This is a genomic window from Streptomyces sp. ICC1 (genome assembly GCF_003287935.1).
Classification (GTDB): domain Bacteria; phylum Actinomycetota; class Actinomycetes; order Streptomycetales; family Streptomycetaceae; genus Streptomyces; species Streptomyces tritrimontium.
Genome location: NZ_CP030287.1, coordinates 2176484 through 2198224 on the forward strand (window position 1 = coordinate 2176484; position 21741 = coordinate 2198224).

At 70.4% G+C, this 21741-nt stretch carries 24 protein-coding genes; 12 read left to right on the forward strand and 12 right to left on the reverse strand.

Annotated elements, in window-relative coordinates:
• Positions 1 to 309: 309 nt before the first annotated feature.
• Both DRB96_RS10310 and DRB96_RS10315 read left to right on the forward strand, forming a co-directional pair.
• Complete coding sequence (locus DRB96_RS10310) at positions 310 to 570, forward strand: type II toxin-antitoxin system Phd/YefM family antitoxin (RefSeq protein ID WP_112453322.1); 261 nt, start codon at positions 310 to 312, stop codon at positions 568 to 570.
• A complete protein-coding gene (locus tag DRB96_RS10315; RefSeq protein WP_112448160.1) occupies positions 567 to 818 on the forward strand; it encodes a type II toxin-antitoxin system RelE/ParE family toxin in 252 nt (83 codons plus the stop codon). The genes DRB96_RS10310 and DRB96_RS10315 overlap by 4 nt, the downstream gene beginning before the upstream one ends.
• A 142-nt stretch (positions 819 to 960) precedes the next feature.
• Here the strand turns inward: DRB96_RS10315 and DRB96_RS10320 are convergent, their stop codons facing one another.
• Complete coding sequence (locus DRB96_RS10320; protein ID WP_112448161.1) at positions 961 to 3645, reverse strand: ATP/GTP-binding protein; 2685 nt, start codon at positions 3643 to 3645, stop codon at positions 961 to 963.
• 116 nt (positions 3646 to 3761) lie between these two features.
• Here DRB96_RS10320 and DRB96_RS10325 point away from each other — a divergent pair, with 116 nt between their 5' ends.
• Complete coding sequence (locus DRB96_RS10325) at positions 3762 to 4058, forward strand: hypothetical protein (protein WP_162688722.1); 297 nt, start codon at positions 3762 to 3764, stop codon at positions 4056 to 4058.
• Here DRB96_RS10325 and DRB96_RS10330 read toward each other — a convergent pair.
• The 4 genes from DRB96_RS10330 to DRB96_RS10345 form a co-directional block, all read right to left on the reverse strand.
• The gene (locus DRB96_RS10330; protein WP_112448163.1) at positions 4033 to 5832 is read right to left on the reverse strand and encodes a zeta toxin family protein; all 1800 of its coding nucleotides are present in this window, start codon (positions 5830 to 5832) and stop codon (positions 4033 to 4035) included. The two genes, DRB96_RS10325 and DRB96_RS10330, sit on opposite strands and share 26 nt — an antisense overlap.
• 72 nt (positions 5833 to 5904) lie before the next feature.
• Positions 5905 to 6288: an RNase adapter RapZ gene (locus DRB96_RS10335; protein WP_112448164.1), complete on the reverse strand. Its 384-nt coding sequence runs from the start codon at positions 6286 to 6288 to the stop codon at positions 5905 to 5907.
• Positions 6289 to 6369: 81 nt separating this feature from the next.
• Complete coding sequence (locus tag DRB96_RS10340) at positions 6370 to 6720, reverse strand: hypothetical protein (protein ID WP_112448165.1); 351 nt, start codon at positions 6718 to 6720, stop codon at positions 6370 to 6372.
• Positions 6721 to 6920: 200 nt separating this feature from the next.
• A complete protein-coding gene (locus DRB96_RS10345) occupies positions 6921 to 8189 on the reverse strand; it encodes a site-specific integrase (RefSeq protein WP_112453323.1) in 1269 nt (422 codons plus the stop codon).
• A gap of 197 nt (positions 8190 to 8386) precedes the next feature.
• Here DRB96_RS10345 and DRB96_RS10350 point away from each other — a divergent pair, with 197 nt between their 5' ends.
• Positions 8387 to 9190: a hypothetical protein gene (locus DRB96_RS10350; protein WP_112448166.1), complete on the forward strand. Its 804-nt coding sequence runs from the start codon at positions 8387 to 8389 to the stop codon at positions 9188 to 9190.
• A gap of 126 nt (positions 9191 to 9316) precedes the next feature.
• Here DRB96_RS10350 and DRB96_RS10355 read toward each other — a convergent pair whose 3' ends face one another.
• The gene (locus DRB96_RS10355) at positions 9317 to 9634 is read right to left on the reverse strand and encodes a hypothetical protein (protein ID WP_162688721.1); all 318 of its coding nucleotides are present in this window, start codon (positions 9632 to 9634) and stop codon (positions 9317 to 9319) included.
• Positions 9631 to 10557: a ParA family protein gene (locus tag DRB96_RS10360; protein ID WP_112448168.1), complete on the reverse strand. Its 927-nt coding sequence runs from the start codon at positions 10555 to 10557 to the stop codon at positions 9631 to 9633. The genes DRB96_RS10355 and DRB96_RS10360 overlap by 4 nt, the downstream gene beginning before the upstream one ends.
• Before the next feature lie 381 nt (positions 10558 to 10938).
• Here DRB96_RS10360 and DRB96_RS10365 point away from each other — a divergent pair, with 381 nt between their 5' ends.
• Complete coding sequence (locus DRB96_RS10365) at positions 10939 to 11532, forward strand: hypothetical protein (RefSeq protein WP_112448169.1); 594 nt, start codon at positions 10939 to 10941, stop codon at positions 11530 to 11532.
• Here DRB96_RS10365 and DRB96_RS10370 read toward each other — a convergent pair.
• Complete coding sequence (locus tag DRB96_RS10370) at positions 11529 to 12446, reverse strand: hypothetical protein (RefSeq protein ID WP_112448170.1); 918 nt, start codon at positions 12444 to 12446, stop codon at positions 11529 to 11531. The genes DRB96_RS10365 and DRB96_RS10370 overlap by 4 nt on opposite strands.
• 346 nt (positions 12447 to 12792) lie before the next feature.
• Between DRB96_RS10370 and DRB96_RS10375 the strand changes: the two genes are divergently transcribed.
• The 4 genes from DRB96_RS10375 (at position 12793) to DRB96_RS10390 (ending at position 15188) form a co-directional block, all read left to right on the forward strand.
• Positions 12793 to 13848 carry a hypothetical protein gene (locus tag DRB96_RS10375; protein ID WP_239516337.1) on the forward strand — a complete coding sequence of 352 codons (1056 nt, stop codon included), beginning with the start codon at positions 12793 to 12795 and terminating at the stop codon, positions 13846 to 13848.
• A complete protein-coding gene (locus DRB96_RS10380) occupies positions 13848 to 14051 on the forward strand; it encodes a hypothetical protein (RefSeq protein ID WP_112448171.1) in 204 nt (67 codons plus the stop codon). Before DRB96_RS10375 ends, DRB96_RS10380 begins: the two co-directional genes overlap by 1 nt.
• 211 nt (positions 14052 to 14262) lie before the next feature.
• Positions 14263 to 14487, forward strand: a complete 225-nt coding sequence (locus tag DRB96_RS10385; RefSeq protein WP_112448172.1) for a hypothetical protein — start codon at positions 14263 to 14265, stop codon at positions 14485 to 14487.
• Positions 14488 to 14489: 2 nt separating this feature from the next.
• Positions 14490 to 15188 (forward strand): hypothetical protein, encoded by a 699-nt coding sequence (locus DRB96_RS10390; protein ID WP_239516336.1) that lies wholly within the window; start codon positions 14490 to 14492, stop codon positions 15186 to 15188.
• Between the two features lie 119 nt (positions 15189 to 15307).
• Here the strand turns inward: DRB96_RS10390 and DRB96_RS10395 are convergent, their stop codons facing one another.
• A complete protein-coding gene (locus DRB96_RS10395; protein ID WP_162688720.1) occupies positions 15308 to 15847 on the reverse strand; it encodes a hypothetical protein in 540 nt (179 codons plus the stop codon).
• A gap of 180 nt (positions 15848 to 16027) precedes the next feature.
• On the opposite strand from DRB96_RS10395, the gene DRB96_RS42780 reads away from it, so the two are divergent.
• Both DRB96_RS42780 and DRB96_RS10400 read left to right on the forward strand, forming a co-directional pair.
• Complete coding sequence (locus tag DRB96_RS42780; protein ID WP_162688719.1) at positions 16028 to 16468, forward strand: hypothetical protein; 441 nt, start codon at positions 16028 to 16030, stop codon at positions 16466 to 16468.
• Positions 16469 to 16618: 150 nt separating this feature from the next.
• Positions 16619 to 17011 carry a lipocalin/fatty-acid binding family protein gene (locus tag DRB96_RS10400; protein WP_162688718.1) on the forward strand — a complete coding sequence of 131 codons (393 nt, stop codon included), beginning with the start codon at positions 16619 to 16621 and terminating at the stop codon, positions 17009 to 17011.
• A gap of 82 nt (positions 17012 to 17093) precedes the next feature.
• Here DRB96_RS10400 and DRB96_RS10405 read toward each other — a convergent pair whose 3' ends face one another.
• From DRB96_RS10405 to DRB96_RS10415, 3 genes are all read right to left on the reverse strand, one after another.
• The gene (locus DRB96_RS10405; RefSeq protein ID WP_204357685.1) at positions 17094 to 17984 is read right to left on the reverse strand and encodes a recombinase family protein; all 891 of its coding nucleotides are present in this window, start codon (positions 17982 to 17984) and stop codon (positions 17094 to 17096) included.
• A gap of 112 nt (positions 17985 to 18096) precedes the next feature.
• Positions 18097 to 18846, reverse strand: coding sequence for a hypothetical protein (locus DRB96_RS42785; protein WP_162688717.1), 750 nt, complete (start codon positions 18844 to 18846; stop codon positions 18097 to 18099).
• 665 nt (positions 18847 to 19511) lie between these two features.
• On the reverse strand, positions 19512 to 20075 hold the full coding sequence (locus tag DRB96_RS10415) for a Ku protein (RefSeq protein ID WP_239516335.1): 564 nt from the start codon (positions 20073 to 20075) through the stop codon (positions 19512 to 19514).
• Between the two features lie 86 nt (positions 20076 to 20161).
• Between DRB96_RS10415 and DRB96_RS45875 the strand changes: the two genes are divergently transcribed.
• Entirely contained in the window at positions 20162 to 21556 is a 1395-nt protein-coding gene (locus DRB96_RS45875) for a hypothetical protein (protein ID WP_112448178.1), read from the forward strand.
• Positions 21557 to 21741 lie beyond the last annotated feature (185 nt).

The following is a 21741-nucleotide window of genomic DNA, read 5'->3' on the forward strand; positions in this document are numbered from 1 at the left end:
AGGAACACCGGGCGTGTTCCCTGAAGGAACATGTGGAGCCGCTCCCTGCCGGCCGGAGCCGAGTCCGCCCTCGACGGCTCCCCGCTGGAGCCCGTGATCCTTTGGGAGAACGTGAGGGGGCCCATCGTCACCACGGGCCTCGAGAGGACCCCCGTCCGCGATTCGCGGACGGGGGTCTTCTCGTCTCGGGTCGCCGCCGTGCTTGGTCCTGTTAGACCTAACGGGACCAACCACGGTGGGCAGGGCCTCCCGGTACGGCACCGCCGGGGGCCACTAGCCACGACCGGCGTGAAGTGTACAGTTGTGCACATGAGTGACACTCTGCCGATCACCGAAGCGCGATCGAAGTTCGGGTCGCTGGTCCGCCGCGCGAGCAGCGCCCGGGAACGTATCACCATCACGGATCACGGCCACCCAGCCGCCGTGATCATCAACGCCCAGGAGCTCGCCGACCTGGAGGACTCCCTGGCTCTGGCCCTGTACCGCGTGCGCCAGAGCTCCGGCACGGCCACCGCGCCTGTCCCGCATGACGAGGTCCGTGCGCGGCTCGGGCTGGTGAAGCCGGCTTGACGTACGCGATCACCTGGGACGAAGCCGCGATCGACGCGGCCGCCCGGTTCCTGAAGGACGACCCGGACGGGCTGCGGCAGCTGATGGACGCTGTCGACCTGCTCGCCGACCAGCCCCGCCCCGAGGGCAGTACCCCCTACGGATCCCCAGACCTGCGCCGGATCCACATCGGGCGCTACCGGGTCATGTACGAGATCACCGAGGCCACCATCACCATCGTGGTCATCCACGTCGGCCGCGTCGGCTGACACCCCAGAGCAGACGACGAAGGGCCGGACCAACTCGTGGTCCGGCCCTTCGTCATATCCGTCAGACCTGTTAGCCCCAACAGGTCTGATGGTGCCGGACCTGCTCGCCTCTGAGTAGGGGGGGAGGACAGCTCCAGTGCCCCTACGCCTGTGCGATGAGCTGGTCGCGGCGGGCTTGGACCAGGTTCCGCCAGCGGGCGCGAACAGCGTCGGACCCGTCGAGCCAGGACACGGTCGAGGGTTCGGACATCCGCAGGTCGGCCATGTGGCGGGCGACGTCGACGCAGTACTTGTAGTCGCCGGTCCGGGTGAGTTCGGTGAGGCGGGCGATGGCGGCCTGGGCCTTGTCCTGTTCGCCGGTGACGGCGTGGTGGAAGACGAGCGCGAGTTCGAGGGTGGCCTGGGCGGCGGTGATGCCGGCGGCGTGGATCTCGGTGCGCAGGGCGCGGGCCCCGTCGAGGGTGGTGAGGGTTCCGGCCTGGCGGGCGAGGGCGGCGACCTGGACGGTGAGGGCGGTGGCGCGCTGGTCGAGGCCGGCCAGGAGGTGTTCGGCGAGGGAGATCTCGTCGTCGGCCCGGCTGGGGTCGGTGAAGGAGTAGGTGAGGGCGAGGTTGGCCTGGGCGATGGCCTGCTCGCCTCGGTTGCTGTGCCGCTCGGCGTCGGTGCGGGCGGTGGTGAAGGCTGCGGTGGCCTGGGCCATGTCGCCGTGAGCGAAGTGGATGTCTCCGAGGACGCGGTTGCCCCGGCCGTCCCAGCCGAGGGTGCGGGCGGTGGCGAGCGCGGCGGGGAAGTCGCCGGCCACGCGGGAGAGGTGGGCCAGGCCGCGGGCGGCGTCGGGAGCGAGGCGGCCTCCGCCGTCGGCGACGCGGCGCATTCCGTCACGGGACTCTTCGGCCTGGCCGAGGTCGCGGTACGCCTTGGAGCGGTAGTACAGGGCCAGGTCGGCGAGCTCGGCGGGCAGCAGGTCGCTGTCGAGGACTTCGGTGAGCCGGGAGACGGTGGTGGAGCGGTGTTCGTGCTGGCGTCGGGCGAGCGCGGACAGGAGCTCCGCCAGCGCGTCGGCGGCGGTGGCGATCCCCTCCTCGCCTCCGTCCCTGGCCGGGAGGGTCACCGGCTCCCACACGTAGTCGTCCACGTAGGCCCAGGCCGCCGGGGTGAGCCAGTCGAGGTCGAGGCGGTGGTCACGGGCCAGGGCCAGTCCCTGGCGCAGGCAGCCGACCAGCAGGCGCCGGTCGAGGCCCGGGGCCGCCTGCCACTGTGCGCCGAGCGCGGCCAGGGCGCGGGATGCGGCCTGCTGCCAGTCGGTGTCGGTCCAGCGGTCGTCCGTGGCGTCGTCGGCCGTACGCAGCGTCGAGCGGATCAGCGCGTGCAGGTGGTACGGCCACAGCGCGAAGGCATCCTGGCGGACGAAGGGCCGCTCCACCATCCGTGCGGCTGCCGACAGGTGCGGCAGACCCGCGGCTGCGGTGGCCAGTGGCAGGTCGAAGGCGTCCAGCAGCGAGACGGCGCGCAGTACGTGGCGCTCGTCTGGGGTCAGATCGGCGAGGGTACGGGTGACCAGCGCTGGAAAGTCGGTCCCGAAGTCGCCGGCGGAGGGGGTCCGCCCGGTGCGGTGCAGTTCCAGGAACCGGTGGGCGGCGAGGTCGAGGTAGAGGGGCAGCCCGTGGGACTGCTGGGCGATGGCCTCGCGGAGCTCGGCGGAGATCAGGGGCCGGCCCTCGAAGGTCAGGCGGCGGGCGAGGTAGTCGGTGCAGTCCTCCGGGGCGAAGTCACCGATGAGGACCTGCCGTCCCGACCCTGCCGGGGTACCGGCGGAGCGCGGGCCGGGGACCGCCTGCCCCGCCAGGCCCGGCCATGCGACGGGGCCGGTGTAGTCGAGCTGGCCCTCCAGGCCGGTGTCTCCCCACTGCAGGCGGCCGCGGCCGGTGACGATGAACAGGGCGTTCGGCATCAGCCACACCAGGCGCTGGACCAGGCGTTCGAGGTCGCGGTGGGTGCGGGTGCCCGTGTCCTCGAACGTGTCCAGCATGACCACCGGCACGACGGCCTGGGCGGCGGGGAGCCGGTCGAGCTCGAAGGCCAACAGGTGCGGGTAGTAGGAGAGGCTGTTGGTGTCGGGCTCGGCGTCCAGGAGGTCGGCCAGCCGGTCGCACGCGGCCAGCGCCCGCACGGTCTGCCTGCGCTCGCGCAGTGCGGTGGTCAGGGCGCCGGTGAGGGCGCCGACCGCGGTGCCGACGGTGCCGGGCAGCAGCAGGGCCTGGGCGACGTCCGCGAGGACGGACTGCACCTGCTGAGGCAGTGCCTTGCCGAACCGGTCGGCCAGCCCGCCACGGTTCAGGTACTCCTCCAGGCTCTCGTTCGGGTGCTGGTGGTCCCAGTAGCGCCGCAGGGCGATGTCGAAGGCGGGCAGCGGGCGACCCACGTGTGAGGCAAGGGCCAGGCGCAGGGTCAAGAGGATGCGCTCGTAGTCATTGCCGGCCGACCGGGCGAGGTCGATACGGATCGGCAGCAGGGCGGGACGGGCGGGCCAGGCGGGTGCGCCCCAGCGGGCCGGGCGTCCGCCGGCTCCGGCGAGGGCCGCTTCCAGGGCCCGCGAGAGGGTGCTCTTGCCGATGCCGCCGACTCCGTGGAACGCCAACACGTTGGTCCGCGGCGCCTCCAAGTCCTCGACGGAGAAGGACGCGGCCGCGATGTGGGCCAGATGCTCAGTGATCGCGTTCAGGACGATCCCCCACTGCCCCTGCCGGTTCGTGAAGGCCTCCGCGGCCTCCACCCTGCGGTCGTTCGAACTGAACAGCGCCCGCAGATCCCGCCCGTTGCCCGCCATCGCATCCCCCCGGTGATCGCCTGTAGGACCAACCTAGGCCCAGGTAGGACGCGGTGGCGGTGCGTCACCGACAATGGCCGACCATGTACGTCCGCACGGCCTTGAGGTGCACCACCATGACCGTCCCGCTCCCTCCCGAAGACCCTGACCAGGCGCCGTTTCACCGGCCCGGCATGGACAGCGAGCAGGCCCACGAACTGGTGAGTCGGGCGATCGAGGAGTACAACGCCCGCCTCGTCGCCGCCCGCCGCTTCCCCGGCCGGGACACGGCGGACACGGTCGCCGGCTGGCGTACGGCCCGGGACCGCGCGGCGGACGACGCAGGCCGGCTGTCCACTGCGGACGCGGCGGAGACCGCGCGGCTCACGGTGGAGTACGCCGCCCGCCTCAGAGAACTGCAGCAGGAGAGCTGAGCCGCAAGGCCGCGGGCACCGGCAGGTACGCGGGCCTGGGCCGGCTCTCCACCTGGCGGACCCGCCACGCGGGAGGCATCAGGGGCTGTGCCTGGGCGGCCAGGCCGTCCAGCTCGTCCCTGAGATGGGGGAGCCGCCGGTGCAGTGCCCGCTGCGCGGCGTGGAAGACGGCAGCTTCCGGCGAGGTGTAGGGGCGCCGGCGGGCGGCGGCCAAGGCCCAGGAGGCCCAGTGTCCGTGGCCCAGCGTGCGGTGGTCGCCGTCGATCACCCGGACCGCCGAGACGGCCGGGTCGGCGGCCGCGGCCGCCACGATGTCGGCGGCGACTGCGCAGGCCTGCGCGTGGGCGGCGGGTGTGGGGAACTCGATGTGCACGTCGAGCTCCATGGCCCGGACGTATCTGATGAGGGTGCGCTGGCGGCTGTCGGTGGCCCGGGCCGCGATGGCGGCGATCTCGATCCGGTACCCGGCCCGGGCGAACCGGGCCGCGCTCGCGGCGAACTGGGCCACGTCCGCGAAGGCCGATTTGATGATCAGGTCGCCGCGCCGCTCGCGTATGTACGTCTCGGCCTCGTTCTGCCACGCCTCGGCGTCGGGGCGGACCGCCTCCGATGCAATCCGGGGCTGGTCGAGGACCAGCTGGCAGTAGTCCGGGTGGGAGCCGCTGAGCATTCTGGGGTCCAGCACGACCGTTCCCGGCCGCATGGCCCGGCGCAGCATCCACTCGGCCTCCAGGGAGCGCGCGCCGGGTTCGGCGACGAGGTAGACCACCAGCGGATCCGGGCGGAAGACGGTCTTGCGCAGGAAAGTGGAGGCGATCAGTTCGTCGAAGATCCAGGTGTGCTCGTCGGTGCTCAGCCGGTGGTAGCCGGTGCCGGGCGGGCCGGGAAGAGGCTGGGCGACGCGGCGGAGCGGCTCGGCCGCCGCGGCGGCCCGCTCGGCGTCCCTCGACACGGCCAGTCTCCGGTCCTCCGGGAGCCGCTCGTCGTGGACGAGGACTTCCGCGCGCACCAGCTCGCGGCGGAAGATCCGGGTCCCCGGGCCGTCCCAGGGGCGGAGCCGCTCGGCCTCCAGCACGCTGTCGGCGGCCTCCGGGCGGAGCCACCGGCTTCCGACCAGTTCGTTGTCGTAGAGCGGCTCGAGCCCGCGGCGGACCACCATCACCCGGTCCACCAGGCGCTCCGCCTCGACCAGCGCGACGGTCTTCGGTAAGCCGGTTGCGCAGCCGTCCTGGTTGTCCCAGGCGATGTAGCGGCCGCCACCGTCGGCGTCAGGGGTGAAGAACCTCTTCAGGACGGCCAGCTGGCTGACCGCTTCCGCGACGGCCAGGACGACCAGTTCGATCCGGTAGCCGGCCGCCCGGTAGAGGGCGGACACCGCGCGGATCTCGGCCGGGTCGGCCAGCGCCAGCTCCAGGACCACGTCCAGCCGGGCCGAGCGCGCGTACTCCTCGACCTCGGCCTGCCAGAGCCTGGTGTCCGCACGCACCCCCGCCCCGGCCGTCCGTATGTCCCGCTCCCGCAGCCGGGCGTATTTCCGGTGTGCCGCCTTGTAGAGGTCGCTGCTGATCCGGACGGCGCCTCCGCGGGCGGACAGCGCGGCGTGCAGCAGTTCGGCGATCGTGGTCTTGCCGCTGCCGGGCTGCCCCGCGACGATCACGAGCACGGGGCGGTCCTGCGAAACCGCGCCCGCCGTCCACTGGGGTAAGCACGCCGCCAGGATCTGCAGGTGCTCTGTCTCCCCCAGGGGCATGGCGGACGCGGTGCCGGCGATCACTTCCTTCCTTTCTGATCTGGGTGTGCGGAACGTCGGCGGGTCTCGGGCGGGGCTGGTCGAGGGCGCGAGTGGTCAGCGCTCGACAACGTCCTTGTCGAGGTCGCGGTGGACCAGGCGCACGTCCATGCCCCGGGCCTCGCAGCGCTGGGCGAGGGTGGCGGCCGCCGTAGCGGCACGGTGCCGGCCGCCCGCACAGCCGAACGCGACGGTCACCGGCTCGTCCTGCCGGGGCCCGGCGGCGAACGCCTCGACCATGGCGGTGGTCGCCTGGAGCATCTCCTCGATGCCGTTGGTGGCCAGGACCGCCTCGCGCACGGCCTCGTCGTGGGCGGTCAGGTACCGCAGCTCGGGGCGCACGTGCGGATCGCGGAAGTGGTGGCGGAGATCGATCGTGACGCGGGCCTCGGGTGCGGCGCCGTGCAGGTAGCCGAACGAGGTGATCTCGATGCGGGCCATGCGGTCCTCCAAGTTAGGGGCGTTGGGTCTAACGGGTCTGATGACTGGCGGCCTGGAGCTTCGGCCGCTGCCCGGGTGGGACTACAGCCAGTGGAAGGCGCGGCGGACGTCGGAGGCGGCGCCGCTGAGGTTGTCGGCGACCAGACGGTCGTCGAAGTCGTACGGGTCCTCGGCGGCATCCATCACGGCGTGGGCGGCCGCGGTGAGGACGGCAGCGAAGGCCTCGTCGACCTTGGCGGCCTTGAGGGCCTCGACGACCGCGTCCTGGTCCGCCGTGCCGCGCTTGATGGCGTCGGCGAGCAGGTTCAGCGCGGCGGCTGCGGCCGGCGCGAGGTCGGCCAGCTCGCCGATGCCGACGGCCCCGGTGCGTTCGGCGACGGTTTCGACGCGGGTGATCGTCGCGATTTCCTTGGACGTCTTCTCGTCGCTCACTTCGTCTCCTCGGGTAGGTCGTCAGGGCGTCGCGGTCAGGCTGCGCGGGCGAACTGCGGTGTCCTGACCCCTTGAGGATGCCAACTCCAAGTTGGCTATGTCAACACGAAGTTGGCCAGCTATTAGTTGGCTTGGACGGGTTGAGGGACAGAAATGCCCCCGACCTGCGACGACGGTCGGGGGCGTTGGGTCCAATAGGCCTAAAGCGGTGTGAAATGCAGTGCCCGGTCCAGGGAGCGCAGGAGCTCCGGCTCCCATCCGGCGCGGGAGAGGTCCACGGCGAGCAGGCCGCCGGCGCTGAGCGCGGCGAGTTGGACCTCGTGGTCGATGCCGAGCCGCCAGGCCTCACGCAGGACGTGGCGGGCTTCGTCGCGGGCCTTGCGGCCGGTGGTCGCGGCGGCCCGGGCGTCGGGCAGGGCGGCGAGGCTGCGGCCGGCCCGCTGGAGCCGGTCCATCAGCTCGGCCGCCCGCTCGGCATCGGGGGCGGGCGGGACCAAGTGAAGCTCGGGGAGGGCGACGCCGCGGCGCAGCTGTTCCATCCGTACCGGCAGCGGCGACCAGCCCGGCGTTCCGCCGAGGTCGATGTTCACCCGGGTCACCGTGGCGCTGTAGGCGCGGCCGGTGCCGCGCGCCTGCAGGGTGGTGCCGGCGGGTCGGTACTCGGGCTCGACTCCCTCGGCGACGACGCCTCCGTGGTTGCCTCTTACCGACACCCACAGCCAGTCGGCGCCGCCGGTGACGTCGTTCATCAGCATGCGGCGCACCAGGAGGTAGCGCTGCAGTGCGGCCCGGGTGGCCCGGCGCAGCGGGTAGACCTCGGCTGAGACGGGGCTGTCGGGGCGGGCGTTCTGGGGGTGGCGCCGGATGCGGACCTCACCCAGGGCTGGGGAGAGGTCCTCCAGGCGTAGCGCGCAGAGCTCGCCGACGCGGGCGCCGGTGTCCAGGACGACCGAGGCCATGGCGAGCATCCGCACCCAGCGGGGGTAGCCGTGCTCCATCAGGCCGCCCTCGACGCTCCAGTGGGTACGGCGGCCGACGTAGTCGGACAGGGTCACCAGGCTCTCGCGCAGCTGCTCACGACGGGCCACGTCGACCGGCTCCTTGCGGGGGAGCTCCTTGAGCTGGCGCAGGTAGTGGACCTCGAGGCCGAGCTCGCGCTGGAGCAGGGCCATCACCCCCGAGCGCACCATCGCCGTCGCCTCGGACGTCGGCCTCTTCGCCCCGCGGTCGCGGAGCTCACCTTCGAGGGCAAGCTTCTCGTACGCCCTGAGTGACTCCAGGTCGAAGATGTCGGCCAGGTCGTCGCCGACGCTGCGCGGGTGGCTGGGGTGCTGGAGGGCGCGGACCAGTTCGCGGGCGTGGGCCCGGATCTGCCGACGGCGGGCGTCGGAAGGGGCCTCCTCGCACACGGCGTTCACGGCTTCCTGGAGCTCGGGCACCTCGTCCAAGAGGTCGGGCTTCGTCGTCACGTCCCGCACGGTAGTCACGTCCGGGCAGGCCCACCGACCAAACGAATAATTAGACCCATTAGACCTAACAGACCCAACCGACCCTGACGTGCACGTCCGGAGACGGCTCGGGACACCGATGGGGATCGACGGAACCGGGCAAGGCCTCGGCGAAATCTGGGTGCCCGACAGATGGGAGACCTGACACCCTCGGGTCTGTGGAACACATTCCGGCTCATGTCCTGCGGGCGCTCTGGTACGTCGACACCATGTCCGGCCAAGGCGTGCCCATCTCCCTCCAGGCCCTCGACCTGTTCGCAGCCCAGGCGCCTCCCCGCGACGCTGTCTACGGCATGCCGCTCTTTGCCGACCTCGTCGGTCTGGAATCGCGGCTGAGGCATCCGGAGCCCGTCGCGGAGTACCTGCGAAAGGTGGGCTGGATCCGCCAGACAGACGGTGCCGGTGTGGAGCTCACCGTCCTGGGGCGCGCCATCAGGCAGGCTGGGCAAGCTCAGGAAAACGCCACCTCGGCGGTAGAGGACGTCGTACTCAGCCCGACCGACCCGCTGGTCTACACCGTGCTCACGCGGCGTCTGGCCGCCGCAGGCGCCGGCCTGCTGGTGGACCCCTACTTCAAGGCGGAGCAGCTCGCCTGGGTCCTGGAGTGCACATCGATCCGGCGCATCCTGATCTCCAAGAAGGCCAGCGCCAAGGAACGCCCGATGATCGCTGTCGCACTGGGCACCCTGCCCCGCGGTGAAGATGTCGAGGTGCGCGCCACCGCTGGTTCCGACCTCCACGACCGGCGCATCGTGGCCGAAGGCGGAGGTGTCCAGCTCATCGGAAGTTCCCTCAACGGCGTCGGCCGGCACCAGACCTCCGTCATCACCCCTGAACCGGAGATCGCGAAGGCATATCGAGAAAGCTCCGAGCGGCTCTGGGCTGGGGCCGAGAAGGTCGAGCCGCAGCAGATCAGCAACCCCGTGTCCCCGCCCGCAACCGGACAGACGCCGGCGCCCTGATTTTCCCGTCGAAGACCTGTTAGGCCTAACAGGCCTAAAGCGTACGAGGTGCTGCGGCGCCTGCCTGGCACCAACGCATGCGAGGGCCCCACCGGAAGCGGTGGGGCCCTCGTCGTCTGCGGCCGACTACTTCGTGAGTGGCGGGCCGCTCTTGAGGTTTTTGTTGCGGCGCTGCGGGAACGGCGCCCCGTTGTTGTACTCGCGCTCGTCACGGCGCAGCTGCGCGAGGACGGCGGCCTCCACGTACGCGGACAGCGACACCGGGACGTCGGCGTCCTCGTCGTCGATCCGCTGGAGTGCGACCACGGCGTTACGCAGCCGGTTCATGGTGTCCGGGCTGACGTAGGCCGGAATCTTCTCCTTCGTGCCCGGGCTGGCCGGCGCCTGGCCGCCCAGCTCCTTGCCGAGGAGGGTTCCCTGTCCGAAGGGCATTCCGTTGCTCATGCTGTGGCTCCCCGCGGCGCCACCAGCATGTGACCGAGCTGGTCGAAGTCACGCGTGGTGGTGGCCCGCCTGTTGTACTCGCGGATCGACATCTTCTCGTCGGGGGCGGTGGTCGCGTCCACCGACCGCCGAATCGGGCACACCAGCGCGCCCGGGTAGTGCTCTGCCATCTCGTTGCCGACGTGCTGGGCGATCTTCGTCTTGCCCCACGCGGTGAGTACGGCCGCCCGAACCTGGACGTCGTACTCTTCCTGCGCGTCGGCGATCGTCCGGCGCAGCGAGTCGTTCGACATCGCGTCCAGGCCGCTCACCTGGTTGGGCACCAGGACCTCGCCGCCGATGGCCAGGGTGAAGGTGGACAGCTTCCCGACCTTGGGCGGGCAGTCGACGATGGTGATGTCCACCGGCGCCTCACTGCGCTTGATCGCCCGGCGCAGGACGCGCTCGCCGCTGACGGCCGGGTCGTACTCGACGACCGCGCAGTCCTCGTAGCTGGGGACGATGTAGATGTTCTTGTAGCGGGTGTAGTAGGTCGCGTCGTCCAGGCCGGCCTCGCCGTACATGACGTGCTTGAGCGTCAGCCGGTTCGATGCGGACAGGCCTTCGGGGTAGACCGGCTGCAGCCAGCCGGTCAGGCCGGCGTCCTGCGGGTCGGCGTCGATGATGCGCACGGTGTAGCCCATCGCCGCCCAGGCGCACGCGAGCTCGAGCGTGGTCGTGGTCTTCCCGGCGCCGCCCTTGCGGTTGAAGACGATGAAGACACGGTGCTCGCCCGGGGCAATCATGGACGGCGCGGTGAAGGAGGCCGGGAGCAGGATGCGCGGCTGCAGCTTGTTGGCCGGCTCCGTCCACTTCCGCTCGAACACGGTCGGCATGCGCAGCCGATCCGGGATCTTCAACGGCTCCAGCGTTACCTGGACCATGGCTCTCTCCTCATCCGGGCCTCTCCCCGTGGACTCCTCACCGCCAGACCGTACCGCCTCCGCGCGGCCCGCACGCGAACCACACCACGCTCCACCCGATCCGGGAAACCCGCAGGCCAGCGCCCTACCCCTAACGGGGTTGACCCTATTAGGCCCAACAGGACTGACCTCTTGGCGGGTTGACCAGCGTGAACACCCCGGGGTCTCCGGTTGGGCCTCGCGCGCGCACGCGAAGGAGTGTCACCTAATCCACGAAAGAGCCCGCGACGGTAGCGCCCACGATCCGTACGGTCCGCCGTCATGAGCCCCCGACGTATCCCTCACCGCCCGTCCGCAGCCATCAGCACACGACGCACCCCTCGCCGCAGCGGCCGGCCAAGCATGCTGACCCCCGACCGGATCGACACCATCGCCCGGGTGTTGGGCGTCGGCGTCTCCATCGGCGACGCGGCGTCCGCCGTTGGGATCGCCCGGGGCACCCTCTCCCGCTGGATGTCCCGCGGCCGTGACGCCGCTGAGGCCCGGGAGGAGGGGGAGCCTGCCGTGCCCGCCGACGACCCGTACGTGGACCTGTACATGCGGGCGACCCAGGCCCGGGCCCGGATGGCTTTGCAGGCGGTGAAGGGAATCATGGACGCGGGCATGGGCCGGATCGTGGTCGAGGAACAGGTACGAACGTATTTCGACCCCGAGCTCGGGCAGGAGGTCACCCAGCGGTACACCCGCTACGTGCGCGCCCAGTGGCGGGCGCTGGCCTGGTGGCTCGCCCGGACGTACCCGGAGCACTACGGCCCCAACTCCAAGTCCTTCGAGCAGCAGCTTGACGAGTACCAGGCCCAGCACGCCGTCGGAGTCCCCACCCGTTCCTCCGCCTCGGACATGGCCTCGCTCGCCGAGCGCCTGGCCGCCACCCTGGCCCTGCACGACGGCCCGGCGCCCGTTCCCGTCCTCGGGGCCGGCGAATCGGTGTCCTAGGCGTGGATGGAGACCTCGAAGGGATCGGCCTCCAGCCCTCGCAGGAGACTGACCGCCAACATCACCGCGACGATCGTGTTGAGCGGGGTGTACTGCGTCCGCCCGGTGGCGTGGGTGGTGGCGTGACGGCTGAACGAGGCCGGGACCGGAGTGTTCTCGTCGAAACGCTGGCAGGCCCTCTCGAACGGAGCGAAGAGAGAGGCCACCCTGATCTTGCGGACCATCTCCTGTTCTTCTGCCTTCGGCAGCCCCTCAAGCAGCTCCCTGTATGCGAAGCGGCCCCTGCTGGTCTGCAACGAGGGCGTGGCCCGCACGAACCCGCGGACGGTCGTGTCCCACACCGCTGCAGCCAGGGCCTGCGCGCCGCTGGTGTGTCCGGCCTCGGCCATGTCCACGCAGTCACGCAGCAACGTCGCCTGCTCGGTGAGCTCAGGGCGTTCGACCTCGTCCAGGGCATCCCGGCACGCGGCCCACACCGTCGCCTGGTGCTTCTCCAGAACAGTCCGCCGTGCCGGTGCGTCCGGAGCGTCGAGGAGTTCCCGGACGACCGGGGCGGGCGGGACCCACGCCAGGGGTATGCCCTCGTCTCTCATGACGGGGACCATCTCCTCATAGCGGCCGGCCAGTCCCGACCAGTTGCTGGGGAGCGCCCTTTCCATCTCCCGGGCCATCCGGTCGAGGGATTCACCCAGGCCGGACCAGGGCGGCAGCTCCTTCAAGATGCCCGCCATGCGGTTCTCAAGGGGAACGGCCTCCCTCAGGGCCGCCCTCACTTGGTCCATCAGGCTGTCCAGGGCAGGAAGGCGGACGCCTGACAGCCCGACGAGCTCTCCGATCGTCAGGCGTCCGCTGGTGTCCTCCCCTGCGGGCGTGGCCTGATCCTTCGTGCTCGTCTCGTCGTTCTCGTCGTTCATCGCGCAATCATCGGCCACGCCTTGTCGCCGGCACCCGACCCCTCCCCTTTGCGGCTCCGTCTCGCTGTCCCTCGTCCGAGCGGCCCTTCGTGCGTTCTGGCCTCGGCGTCGGCCGGGGCCGATATCGTGCTGTGCACGGCCCCTCGCACGGGCCCAAGCCAAGCCTCAGCCCATGACTGGGAGCTATCTGAGGCGGAGGTGCCAGAACCCTCACGGGTTCCAGAGCATCAGTGCGGAGAGCACCACCACGTTCGTCACGAACAACTTCCGTGTGCCCGCAGTCGAGTCCATCTCGCGCGTGCATCGGGTCATGGGTAACCGCTGCACGCCATCGAGGAGAACTCCCGTGGTCAAGTCGCACGGCAAGAAGCAGCGCGCGAAGAACCGATCGCGCCGTAGCGGAGCCGCCCACGCGTCGGCGGCCGCCAACACCCTCCATCAGCACGAGCCGCTGCCGGACATGGCGATCCTCGAAGGCCTCCCGCACCACGCCGGGCGGGAACTCGACACCGAACTCGCCGCCCGTCTCGTCGCCGCCTGCCGGGGCCGCTGCCTGCCCTGTCAGCGGACGCTGGCCCGGAAGCTCCGCACCGAGCAGCGGCCGACCCTCGTCGCGCTCGCCGCGGCGGTCTACGGCACGCTGCCCTCCCCGGGGTTCGTCGCCTCCGCCACCACCCAGGCGTGGGCGCCGCTCGCCCGGGCCGGGAAGACGGACCCGGCCGCGGCCGCCGAAGCGCTGGCCGCCGTGGAGGCGATGGACGACGCGTCCGCCTCCGACCTCCTGGAGGACACCCTCGACCACTGGGCGGCGGGCGGGGCCAACCCGGACGAGATCGCCGACATGATCAAGGTGGTCCGCGACGCGCCGCCGCGCCAGCGGCCGGCCGACCCCATGGACGCCTTCCGCAACGCCGGGGTGCAGGTCATCACCCTGGACGAGCTCACTGCCCCCGACGGCATCGACCTCTACCACCTGTCCCCGAACTACGGCGTGACACTGGTGAAGACGAACACGCCGGACGGGCAGCCGATGCCGATGCTCGTGCTGTACCCGGAGACCGAGGACGCCGGGATCGAGGACCTGGAGGCCCGCACCGACTGGGAGCACTGGGGCCTGCACGGGATGCCGGACATGGACCCGAACTGGCGGGTGCGCGCCCGGATCTCCGACCGGTCCCTGCGCGGCCTCGTCCACGTCGGCCCGGACGGCGAGAACGACCACGAGCTGTGGCGAGCCGCCGAGACCGTCAGCCTGCCGGCGAACTGGTGGGACCTCCTCGACCGCGCCCAGCACGTCCTGGTCGCCGGCCCCGTGCAGAAGCCCGAGGATCCCGGCGCCTTGAAGGACGCGGGCGACGCGGGCGAGCTCCTGGCCGTCGTCGCACGCGTGGAGTTCCACTGATGCCCGGGCGCGCCCGCCGCCAACGGCCCGAGCGCCTTCACCTGCCCGGGATTGCGGACATCCGGATCATGGCCGACGAGGCCACCACCCGCGCCGTGCTGGACGTCCTGGAGACCAGCTTCCGGTGCACCACCGGCCGCCCGTACGACGGCGGCCGGACCTACCTGCAGCTGGACACCGGCTGCACCGACCCGGACGTCTGAACGTGCCTCGGTCGAGGGCCCAAATCTGAAACCCGCCCTCAGCCGGGGCGTACAGGCCCCGGTGCTCCCCGGCGCGTACGGACCTCCGCCACGACGATGCCGCTTCGCGCCGGGGAGTGCCGGGGGAGCGGGGGTCTGGGGGCCGGCGAAGGCCACCAGCACCCACCGGTCCCTGCCCACGACGCCCTGTCCGAGCAGAAAGCCGAACTCCATGAGCAGCAGTACCGATCCCCTCATCCACGTCGCCGACGTCCTGCGGGCCTGGGCGGCGACCGACCTCACCGACGGCAGCAAGGCCATGGTCGTTGAGGTCGTCTTGGCCGACGGCAGCAGCGCCAACCTCGCCATGTCGCACGTCGTCGCCGCCCGTCTCTGGGGCGCCCTCAACGGCCGCGACGTCACCCTGCTCGACCCGCCTCCGACCACATGGAGCTGACCATGCGTACCGACAACCACGAGTCCGCCGCCGAGACGGACACCGCCGACCTGATGGCGGGCAAGCAGATCACCCTGGACGAGCTGGCCACGGAGCTGTCGGCGATCGACCTCAGGCTCCGGCAGCTGGCCCGGGCCGCTGAGGTTCCGGACACCCCGGTGGAGCTCGCGGACGTCATCGAGTCCCTGCGCTCCAGTGCCTCGACCGTGCGGGAGACCGGGGAGCGGATGGGCTTCCTCTCCCGGATCGTCGCCGGTGACGTACCGCTCGCGCTCGCCTTCCCCGGTGGTGACCCGTGGGGAGTGGCAGCGCGCGGGACGGACCGCCAGGACTACGGCGGCCCCGCGATCATCCCGACCGTGTGGCAGCTGGTCCGGCTCGCGCAGGACGGCAGGCTCGCCTCCGCCGGCGGCCGGGAGACGACCACGTACCCGGAGGCGATGACCGGGATCGGCATCGGCTGGGAGAGCAAGGCGGCCGCCGCCCGGCGCCGTCGCGAGCGGGACGCCGCGGTGGCCGTCGAGGTGCTCCGGCTGCCGTGCGAGAAGTGCGGGGCTGCCGACGGCCAGCAGTGCAAGACGGCCAAGGGATGGCCCGCCGACAAGGCCCACGTAAGCCGCCAGCGGGAGGCCGAGGCGGCCGTCGACGAGCGCCTGGGCTACCTCGGCGACAACCCCGTCGCCGTACCCGAAGCCCGATAGTCCACCAGCAGCCCAGGTCACGAAACCACAGACGGGCCCTTGTAAGACCTGTTGCCCCCAACAGGTCTAATGAGGGCCCGTCATCGTGCCGCGCCAGGCCGGAGCTGAGGGGGGAGGCGCTACCGGCCGGCTTCGGGATTGGTGCCGGGCTCGAACTCGACCGCCTCGCCCTGACGGTGCTGGCGGAAGCCCATGAGGATCATCCGGGTGGCCTGAGTGAGCTGCTTGGGACCGATCCACTCACGCAGCCCCTTCCAGTCGTCGGCGTCGACGAGCGCGCGGCACTGCGGACAGGCGTAGAAGCGGTCACCGGAGAGCCAGGTACCGCCCGCGCCGCCGAGGCCGAACTCGGTGACCTCGTAGTAGACGACGGGACCGACCCCCGCGCAGAAGTCACAGATGAGGGCGCCGTCCGGGGCGGCGCTGACGGAGAGCGGTTCCATTGTCTTGCCGCGGCGGTGCGCCGTGTCCCGCTGCTCAACGGCGTCGAGCATCTGGTCGGTGAGCCGAGTCAGCGTTTCGCCGCCCTCCGCTCGCCCGTACGCCAGGAGCCGCGCTGCCTCATCCTCGTCGCCGGCCCCACGGGCGGCATGGATCCGCTGGACCAGGGTGTAGAGCCACGGGCCGTCGGACGGGTCGAGATCAAGGCGTTCAGTCACGGTCCCCACTATCTCCGACTCTCTGCCGCCCCCACCGCCCTCTCTTGGGCAGAGATGCGGCCGTCCGAGTGACCTGACCGGCCAGGGCCCCCGCGGTCGTTGGTCTGCCCGGTGTATCGAAGGACCCGTACAGCTGCTACTTGGACGACGTCCTCGCCGACTCGGAGGCCAGACAGCACCATGCGGATCTACGAGGAGGCTGCCTTCCAGGCGTGGAAGGCAGCCGAGGTGGAAGCCGACCGCCAGCGCGGCGTCGTCGTGCCGCTGAACGAGTTGCCGGGGTACGTGCGAGGACGCGCGCTCCTGGAAGAGGCAGCACAGCTGATCGGTGACCCAACGGCTCCTGACGGGCTCGCCCGAGTCAAGACGACCATGCGGCAGGCACTCGCCGTTCTGCCTCAGTCACGTCCCGACAACGACTGCTACACCGGCCGCTACCGGGCCGGCCTCAACCGTTTGTCCGCAAACACGCCGCCCGGCGTCTGCCGGGTTCTGACCTGCGGGCGGTGTGCCCCGCTCCGGGAAGCTGAGCGGTGCGAGAAGGCCAACTCCTCCTCCGTCGCCGCGCCGCGACCTCCGTGGTGGGGGCCCTTTCCCAATCTGCGGGTGACCGGCCAGTAGCGACTTGGCGATGAGCGCCAGCCAGTGGGCGAGTACCGGTGATCTTGCCCGCTGTCGAACTCCCGGTGCGAGCATGGCCACACCGTTCCGGGAGTACCCGGCCGGCAACTGATGTGCGCCCAAGGGCGCTTCGACTCCCAGGAGGCCCTCATGGGCATCGCCGGTACCTACGAGATGACCAGCAGCGACAACTATGAGGACTACCTCAAGGCCACCGGGGTGGGCATGGCTACCCGCAAGCTCGCTGCCTCCTCAAAGCCCACCGTGACCATCACCGAGGACGGCGACAACTACCGCATGAAGACCGTCACCACCTTCAAGACCATCGACCTCGCCTTCAAGATTGGCGAGGAGTTCGTCGAGGAGACCGACGACGGCCGGAAGGCGAACACCACCATCACCCGTGACGGCGACAAGCTCGTCCAGGTGCAGAAGCTCGACACCCTCAGCACCCGCATCACGCGCACCTTCATCGACAACGGCCTGATCGCCGTCTTCGCGGTCGGCGACGTCGTCTCCAACCGGAGCTACAAGCGCATCTGAACCCTTCGACGGGCGTCGCGGTCCTGCTATACGCAGCGGTACCCGGGAGAGACCGCCTCCGAGAGCAGGAGTACGAGGCGCCTCACGGTTGCGCCTCCGGCTCAGCGCTGGCGGCCACCTGCTCGTCGTGGTCCCGGAGCATTCGCAGGACGGTGGCCGGGCTGGGGTGCTGCCCCTTCTTCTTGCCCGTGGTGATGACGAGCCGGGGGGCCATTTCGCGCAGGCTCAGCGTCTCGGTGTCTCGCAGGTGCAGGGCCATGGCGAGCATCGTGGGGTCGGACACCCGTGCGCCGCCGATCGTCTTGCCACGCCGGCGGGCAGACTCCTGGCCGTCCAGCGTCTTCTCCCGGATGTATTCGCGCTCCATACCGGACAGGGCGGCCAGTACCGCGAACACCGGGCCGTGTGGGTCGTGGGAGCCCTGCAGCTCACCGGTCAGGAACTCCAGCTCCACGTCGTGCTCTCGCAGCCGCACGGCCAGGGTCACCAGGTCGTGCCCGCGGCCGAGCCGCTTGTGCTCGTGGATGACGAGGGTGACGCGGACGCCGACGGCACGCAGCTCGCACGCGAGGGCGATGGCCTTCTCCAGCTCCGGGCGGTCCTTCACGCGCGTGCTGATCTTCTCGGAGAACACCCGGGTGATCCCGGCATCGGCGAACGCGTCGAGCTGGGTGTCCAGCGACTGGCGGGCGGTCGAGGCGCGGGCGTACGCGATGCGGACGTGCCCGTTCGCATCGCTCGCGGCCGCAGCGGCGGGGCGCGGGAGCTCCTGCCACTTCGCCCCCGGCTTGCGCACGGCGGGCGTCGGGATGTTCAGCTGAGCCTTGAGGCTCGGCACGAGCCGGAAGCGGGCCGTGTGGTACTGCACGGCCACCTTTCCGACCGTGGTGCGGCAGGGCGAACCCGCCGGAGCTCCGCAGCTGGACATCGGGCAGTCGTGCGCTTCCACCAGCTTGTGAGGGTCGATGCTCATGACCCCATCGTTTCATGTGTGTGTTTCAGAACGCAAGACAAAAGAAACGACACATGAAACAGAGTTCTCCCTGATCACTGCCCGCCGGGATGGATGTTGCATGAGGGACCACCTATGAAACGGCAGGAGATGATGCTGCGGCAGGTGCCGCCCTCGGCCCGGAAGCGCGGACCAGGCGGGCAACGCGGCGCTCCCTCGCCCGCGCTACCCTCGCGTCGCCGGCTGCCCACATCAGGCGGTCACCGACTCGCTGGGCGTCCATTTCTTCGGGAAGAAAGTCAGCGAGGCGGAAGGCCAGGTCGTAGCAGAACGCATCCTTAGGAATCGTCTGGCCCGACAGGTACCTCGCCACAGCCCGAGACCTTGGTCCGAAGAGAAGCCACATCTCGTCTTCCAGCCCAGTCATCTCGATCAAGTGCTTCAGCTGAGCAATGAAGCTTCGCTGCTCAGCGGGGAGACTAATGACCACGGGGGTCGCCTTGGACGTCCGGCTCCTCTTCACCCAGACCTCGCTGGCCACGCGGTAATGCCTCACCCGCCACTCCTTTGCCAGTCGATGCCCGTCGTGCTCCGCTGGGAGCCGGTACAGCCACCCCCAGCCAGGATCGGCGTAGCGGTTATGCGCCCCCGATTCCTCTGAAGGATCGCCAGCCCACCAACGGAGCAGGGTGGCAAGCGTCGACTCGGTCGGCAGCCGGGTGCCTGCAAGTGCTGCGTAGAGAGCGGCTCTGGAGGCAACCGTCTCCTCGTGCCCCGCGATCCAGCCGATCGACACCTTCCCCACACCGAGCTCGCGAAGGTCATACGCGAACGCCTGAAGAGGGCCGTCTTGGGGGTTCGGAATCCGCGGACGCGCTGGCATATGCCAATCCCCTCACTCCGTACTGTCAGCGATGTCTCGCGACATCCTTCTATAGATACCGCCCACTGAGAGTCGTCAGTAAGGTTCGTCGAAGCGAAGAGAGCAGCCGCTAGGTAGAACGGAGTTGACACGTTCCCGTAGCGGCACCGCGCCAACGGGCTCTCGGCGCGCAGCAGTCCAAGATCGGTCTCGCGTAAGGAGGCAAAAAACTGCGGCCCCCCGCGCCAACGGGAGGCCGCACAGCAGTCCGATGGGTCTGCACTGCAGTCAAGAAGCACGCCAGCACTTCTCACAGTTTGGAGAGAACCATCAGTTCCAACCCCGAGACTACGGGGCGGCTTGCCCTGCCGTCGAGCCGAGAATGGCGATGGAAGTCGTCATGGTCGGCCCTCCGTGCCTTCTTTTCCAGGCATCGAGCCTTGAGCGCACTGCTCGGCACCGTCGTACTGGGTCTGATCGGTGGGGCCTGCCGCGTCCTCGGCGAGGACTTCGCTGAGCGGATCCTGATATGGATCAGCAGCTAGATCGAATGGCCTGATCACGGGGCAATCAGGCGGCCAGCCTCACATCGCGCCGCCCTTCCAGTCGAACTGGCAGGGCGGCGCGATCGTGTTGGGTGCTGCCCTGCCAGTCCGACTGGGGCGGCGCTCGCTCCGTACGCATCCTCAGGCGCTACGGGGCTTTCGGGCCGAAGCCTTCTTGACTGGGCCCTTCGACTTGGCCGCGGGCTTCTTCGCGGGAAGGTCGTGGACGGTGGCGCCCGAGCCACCGGCGCCCACGGCCTTCACCTCGCTGACGGAACGTTCCAGCATGGCCATGAGGTCGACGACCTGTGCGGAGGCCGGCTGGGGGGCTTCCACTACCTCGGGGCGGGAGCCAGCGGCTTTGGTCGCGATCACCTTTTCCAGTGCCGCTTGGTACTCGTCCCGCAGCTCGCTCACGTCCACACCCGTCAACGTTTCGGCGAGCGCGACCGCAGCATCGACCTCCGCCTCGGACACCGCTGCGTCTGGGACGTCGACCTGGGAGGCGGACCCGATCTCGTCTGGCCACCGCAGGCCGTGCAACACGATCACCTTGTCCAGGACTCGAAGGAGGCCGAGTCGCTCGCGGTCCCGCATCGCGAACTTGGCGACCGCGACCTTGCTGCTGCGCCCGAGTGCCTGACGCAGGAGCTCGTACGCGACCTGCCGAGGCCTGTCGGTGAACTTGGCCGGAAACGGCTGCACGAATAGCGTTTCCGAGCATGTATAAGGGATACAGGTTCAGTGATGCACGAAGCGTGCAGCACTCGCAGTGAAACGAGGAGTCAGCCTTGAGTCACGTTCTTCCGCTCGCCAACGGACTGCGCACCGACCACCCGGTGCCGGGCCTGCCCTTCATCGACGACTCCCACATCCCGCTCGACGACGGACCGGAGGCCATCGAGGCCGTCGGCCGCAACAAGGGCGAGGGCATGTGGGGCCGCTTCGACAAGAACCGCTCCGACGGTGGCTGGCGTGCCTTCACCACCGACCCGCTCGACCACACGCTCGGCTGGGCGGTGCGCTACCACCCCGAACACGGCCGGACCGTGCTCCTGCTCCACGACGGTGACACCTCCGGCCTGCACACCCAGTGGGACGGCGAGCCGCTGCTGTTCCGCGCCGGCGGCTACTGGTGGAACGGCACCACGTGGTACCGGCCCGGCCAGGTCTGGGACCCGGTCGCGCAGGACTACGAGCAGCGCAAGGCCCGCATGGCCGTCACCGTCACCGCGACCGACATGCTCGACGGCCGCGCCAACCCGACGCGGGCGTACGTCGGCAAGGTGGCCACCTTCGAGCCGGACGCCACGCGCCCGGACAACTGGCTCGACCACCTCGCCCTGTGGGCCGCCCGCCGCCAGGAGCAGGGCGGCGCCCTGCCGCTGGACCAGTGCGTGGTCGACATCTCCAGCCCCGAACTGACCGGAGCGCAGCTGATTGGCGCCCCGGAGATGGCCGAGCTGGGCGGCATCACCGCCTCGACGCTGCGGGCCTACATCTCGCGCGGCAACAGCGAGGTCCCGCGTCCGCAGGCGATCGTAGGCGGCCGCGACCAGTGGGCCCGCGCGGTGGCCGACGACTGGGTGGAGTCCCGCCAGCGGTCCTACGAGGGGGTCGGGGCCGCGATGTCCGCCGGCGACCGCGACGCCCTCTCGCCCGGCGCGGCCGAGGTCCGTGACCGGTTCACCGCCGACTTCCAGCACGCCCTGTTCGACCGGCCCGACATGCGCAAGCGGTGGGTGCTGCGGCACCGCAACAAGGAGTCCGTCGCCCAGATCGCAAGCGAGCTCGCCTGGTCGGTGGGCGCCGGCCTTGATCAGATCGTCCCCACCGAGCACCTCGGACGCACCGTGCGGGCCGCGGTACTGCACGACTTCGCGGAGACCGTCGAGATGTTCGCCGACACCGAAGGAGACAAGGACAGCGAGGCGCCCCCGGAGTGGTGGCACCTCAACCTGACGCCGTCGGTGGCCAAGATGCTCGACTGGTACATCCGGTGCTTCCCCGGCGAGGCGTACAGCACAATCGGCGAGATCCAGCGCCAGGCCCACACGACGTGGAACATGCCGGCGGCGGACACCCTCCACGGCCTGCGGTCGGCGCTCTCCCTGGACGGAGAACTGACAGAGCAGCAGCGCACGACGTACTTCGCCCTGCTCGAACCGCACGGCGACGTCGACTAACTGGGCCTCGCCCACGATGCAGAGCGGCCGGAGCCAATGTCAGTGGCTCCGGCCGCTCTTCGCGTGACTGTAACCCGGACAGCGTCCCGGGCCCGCCTGCCCTCGGGAGCGGCCGCTGTCTGGACAGCGCACCTCCAGAGCCCCCGGACAGCCGTCGCCCTGGGAGACGTCTCTTATACACCTCT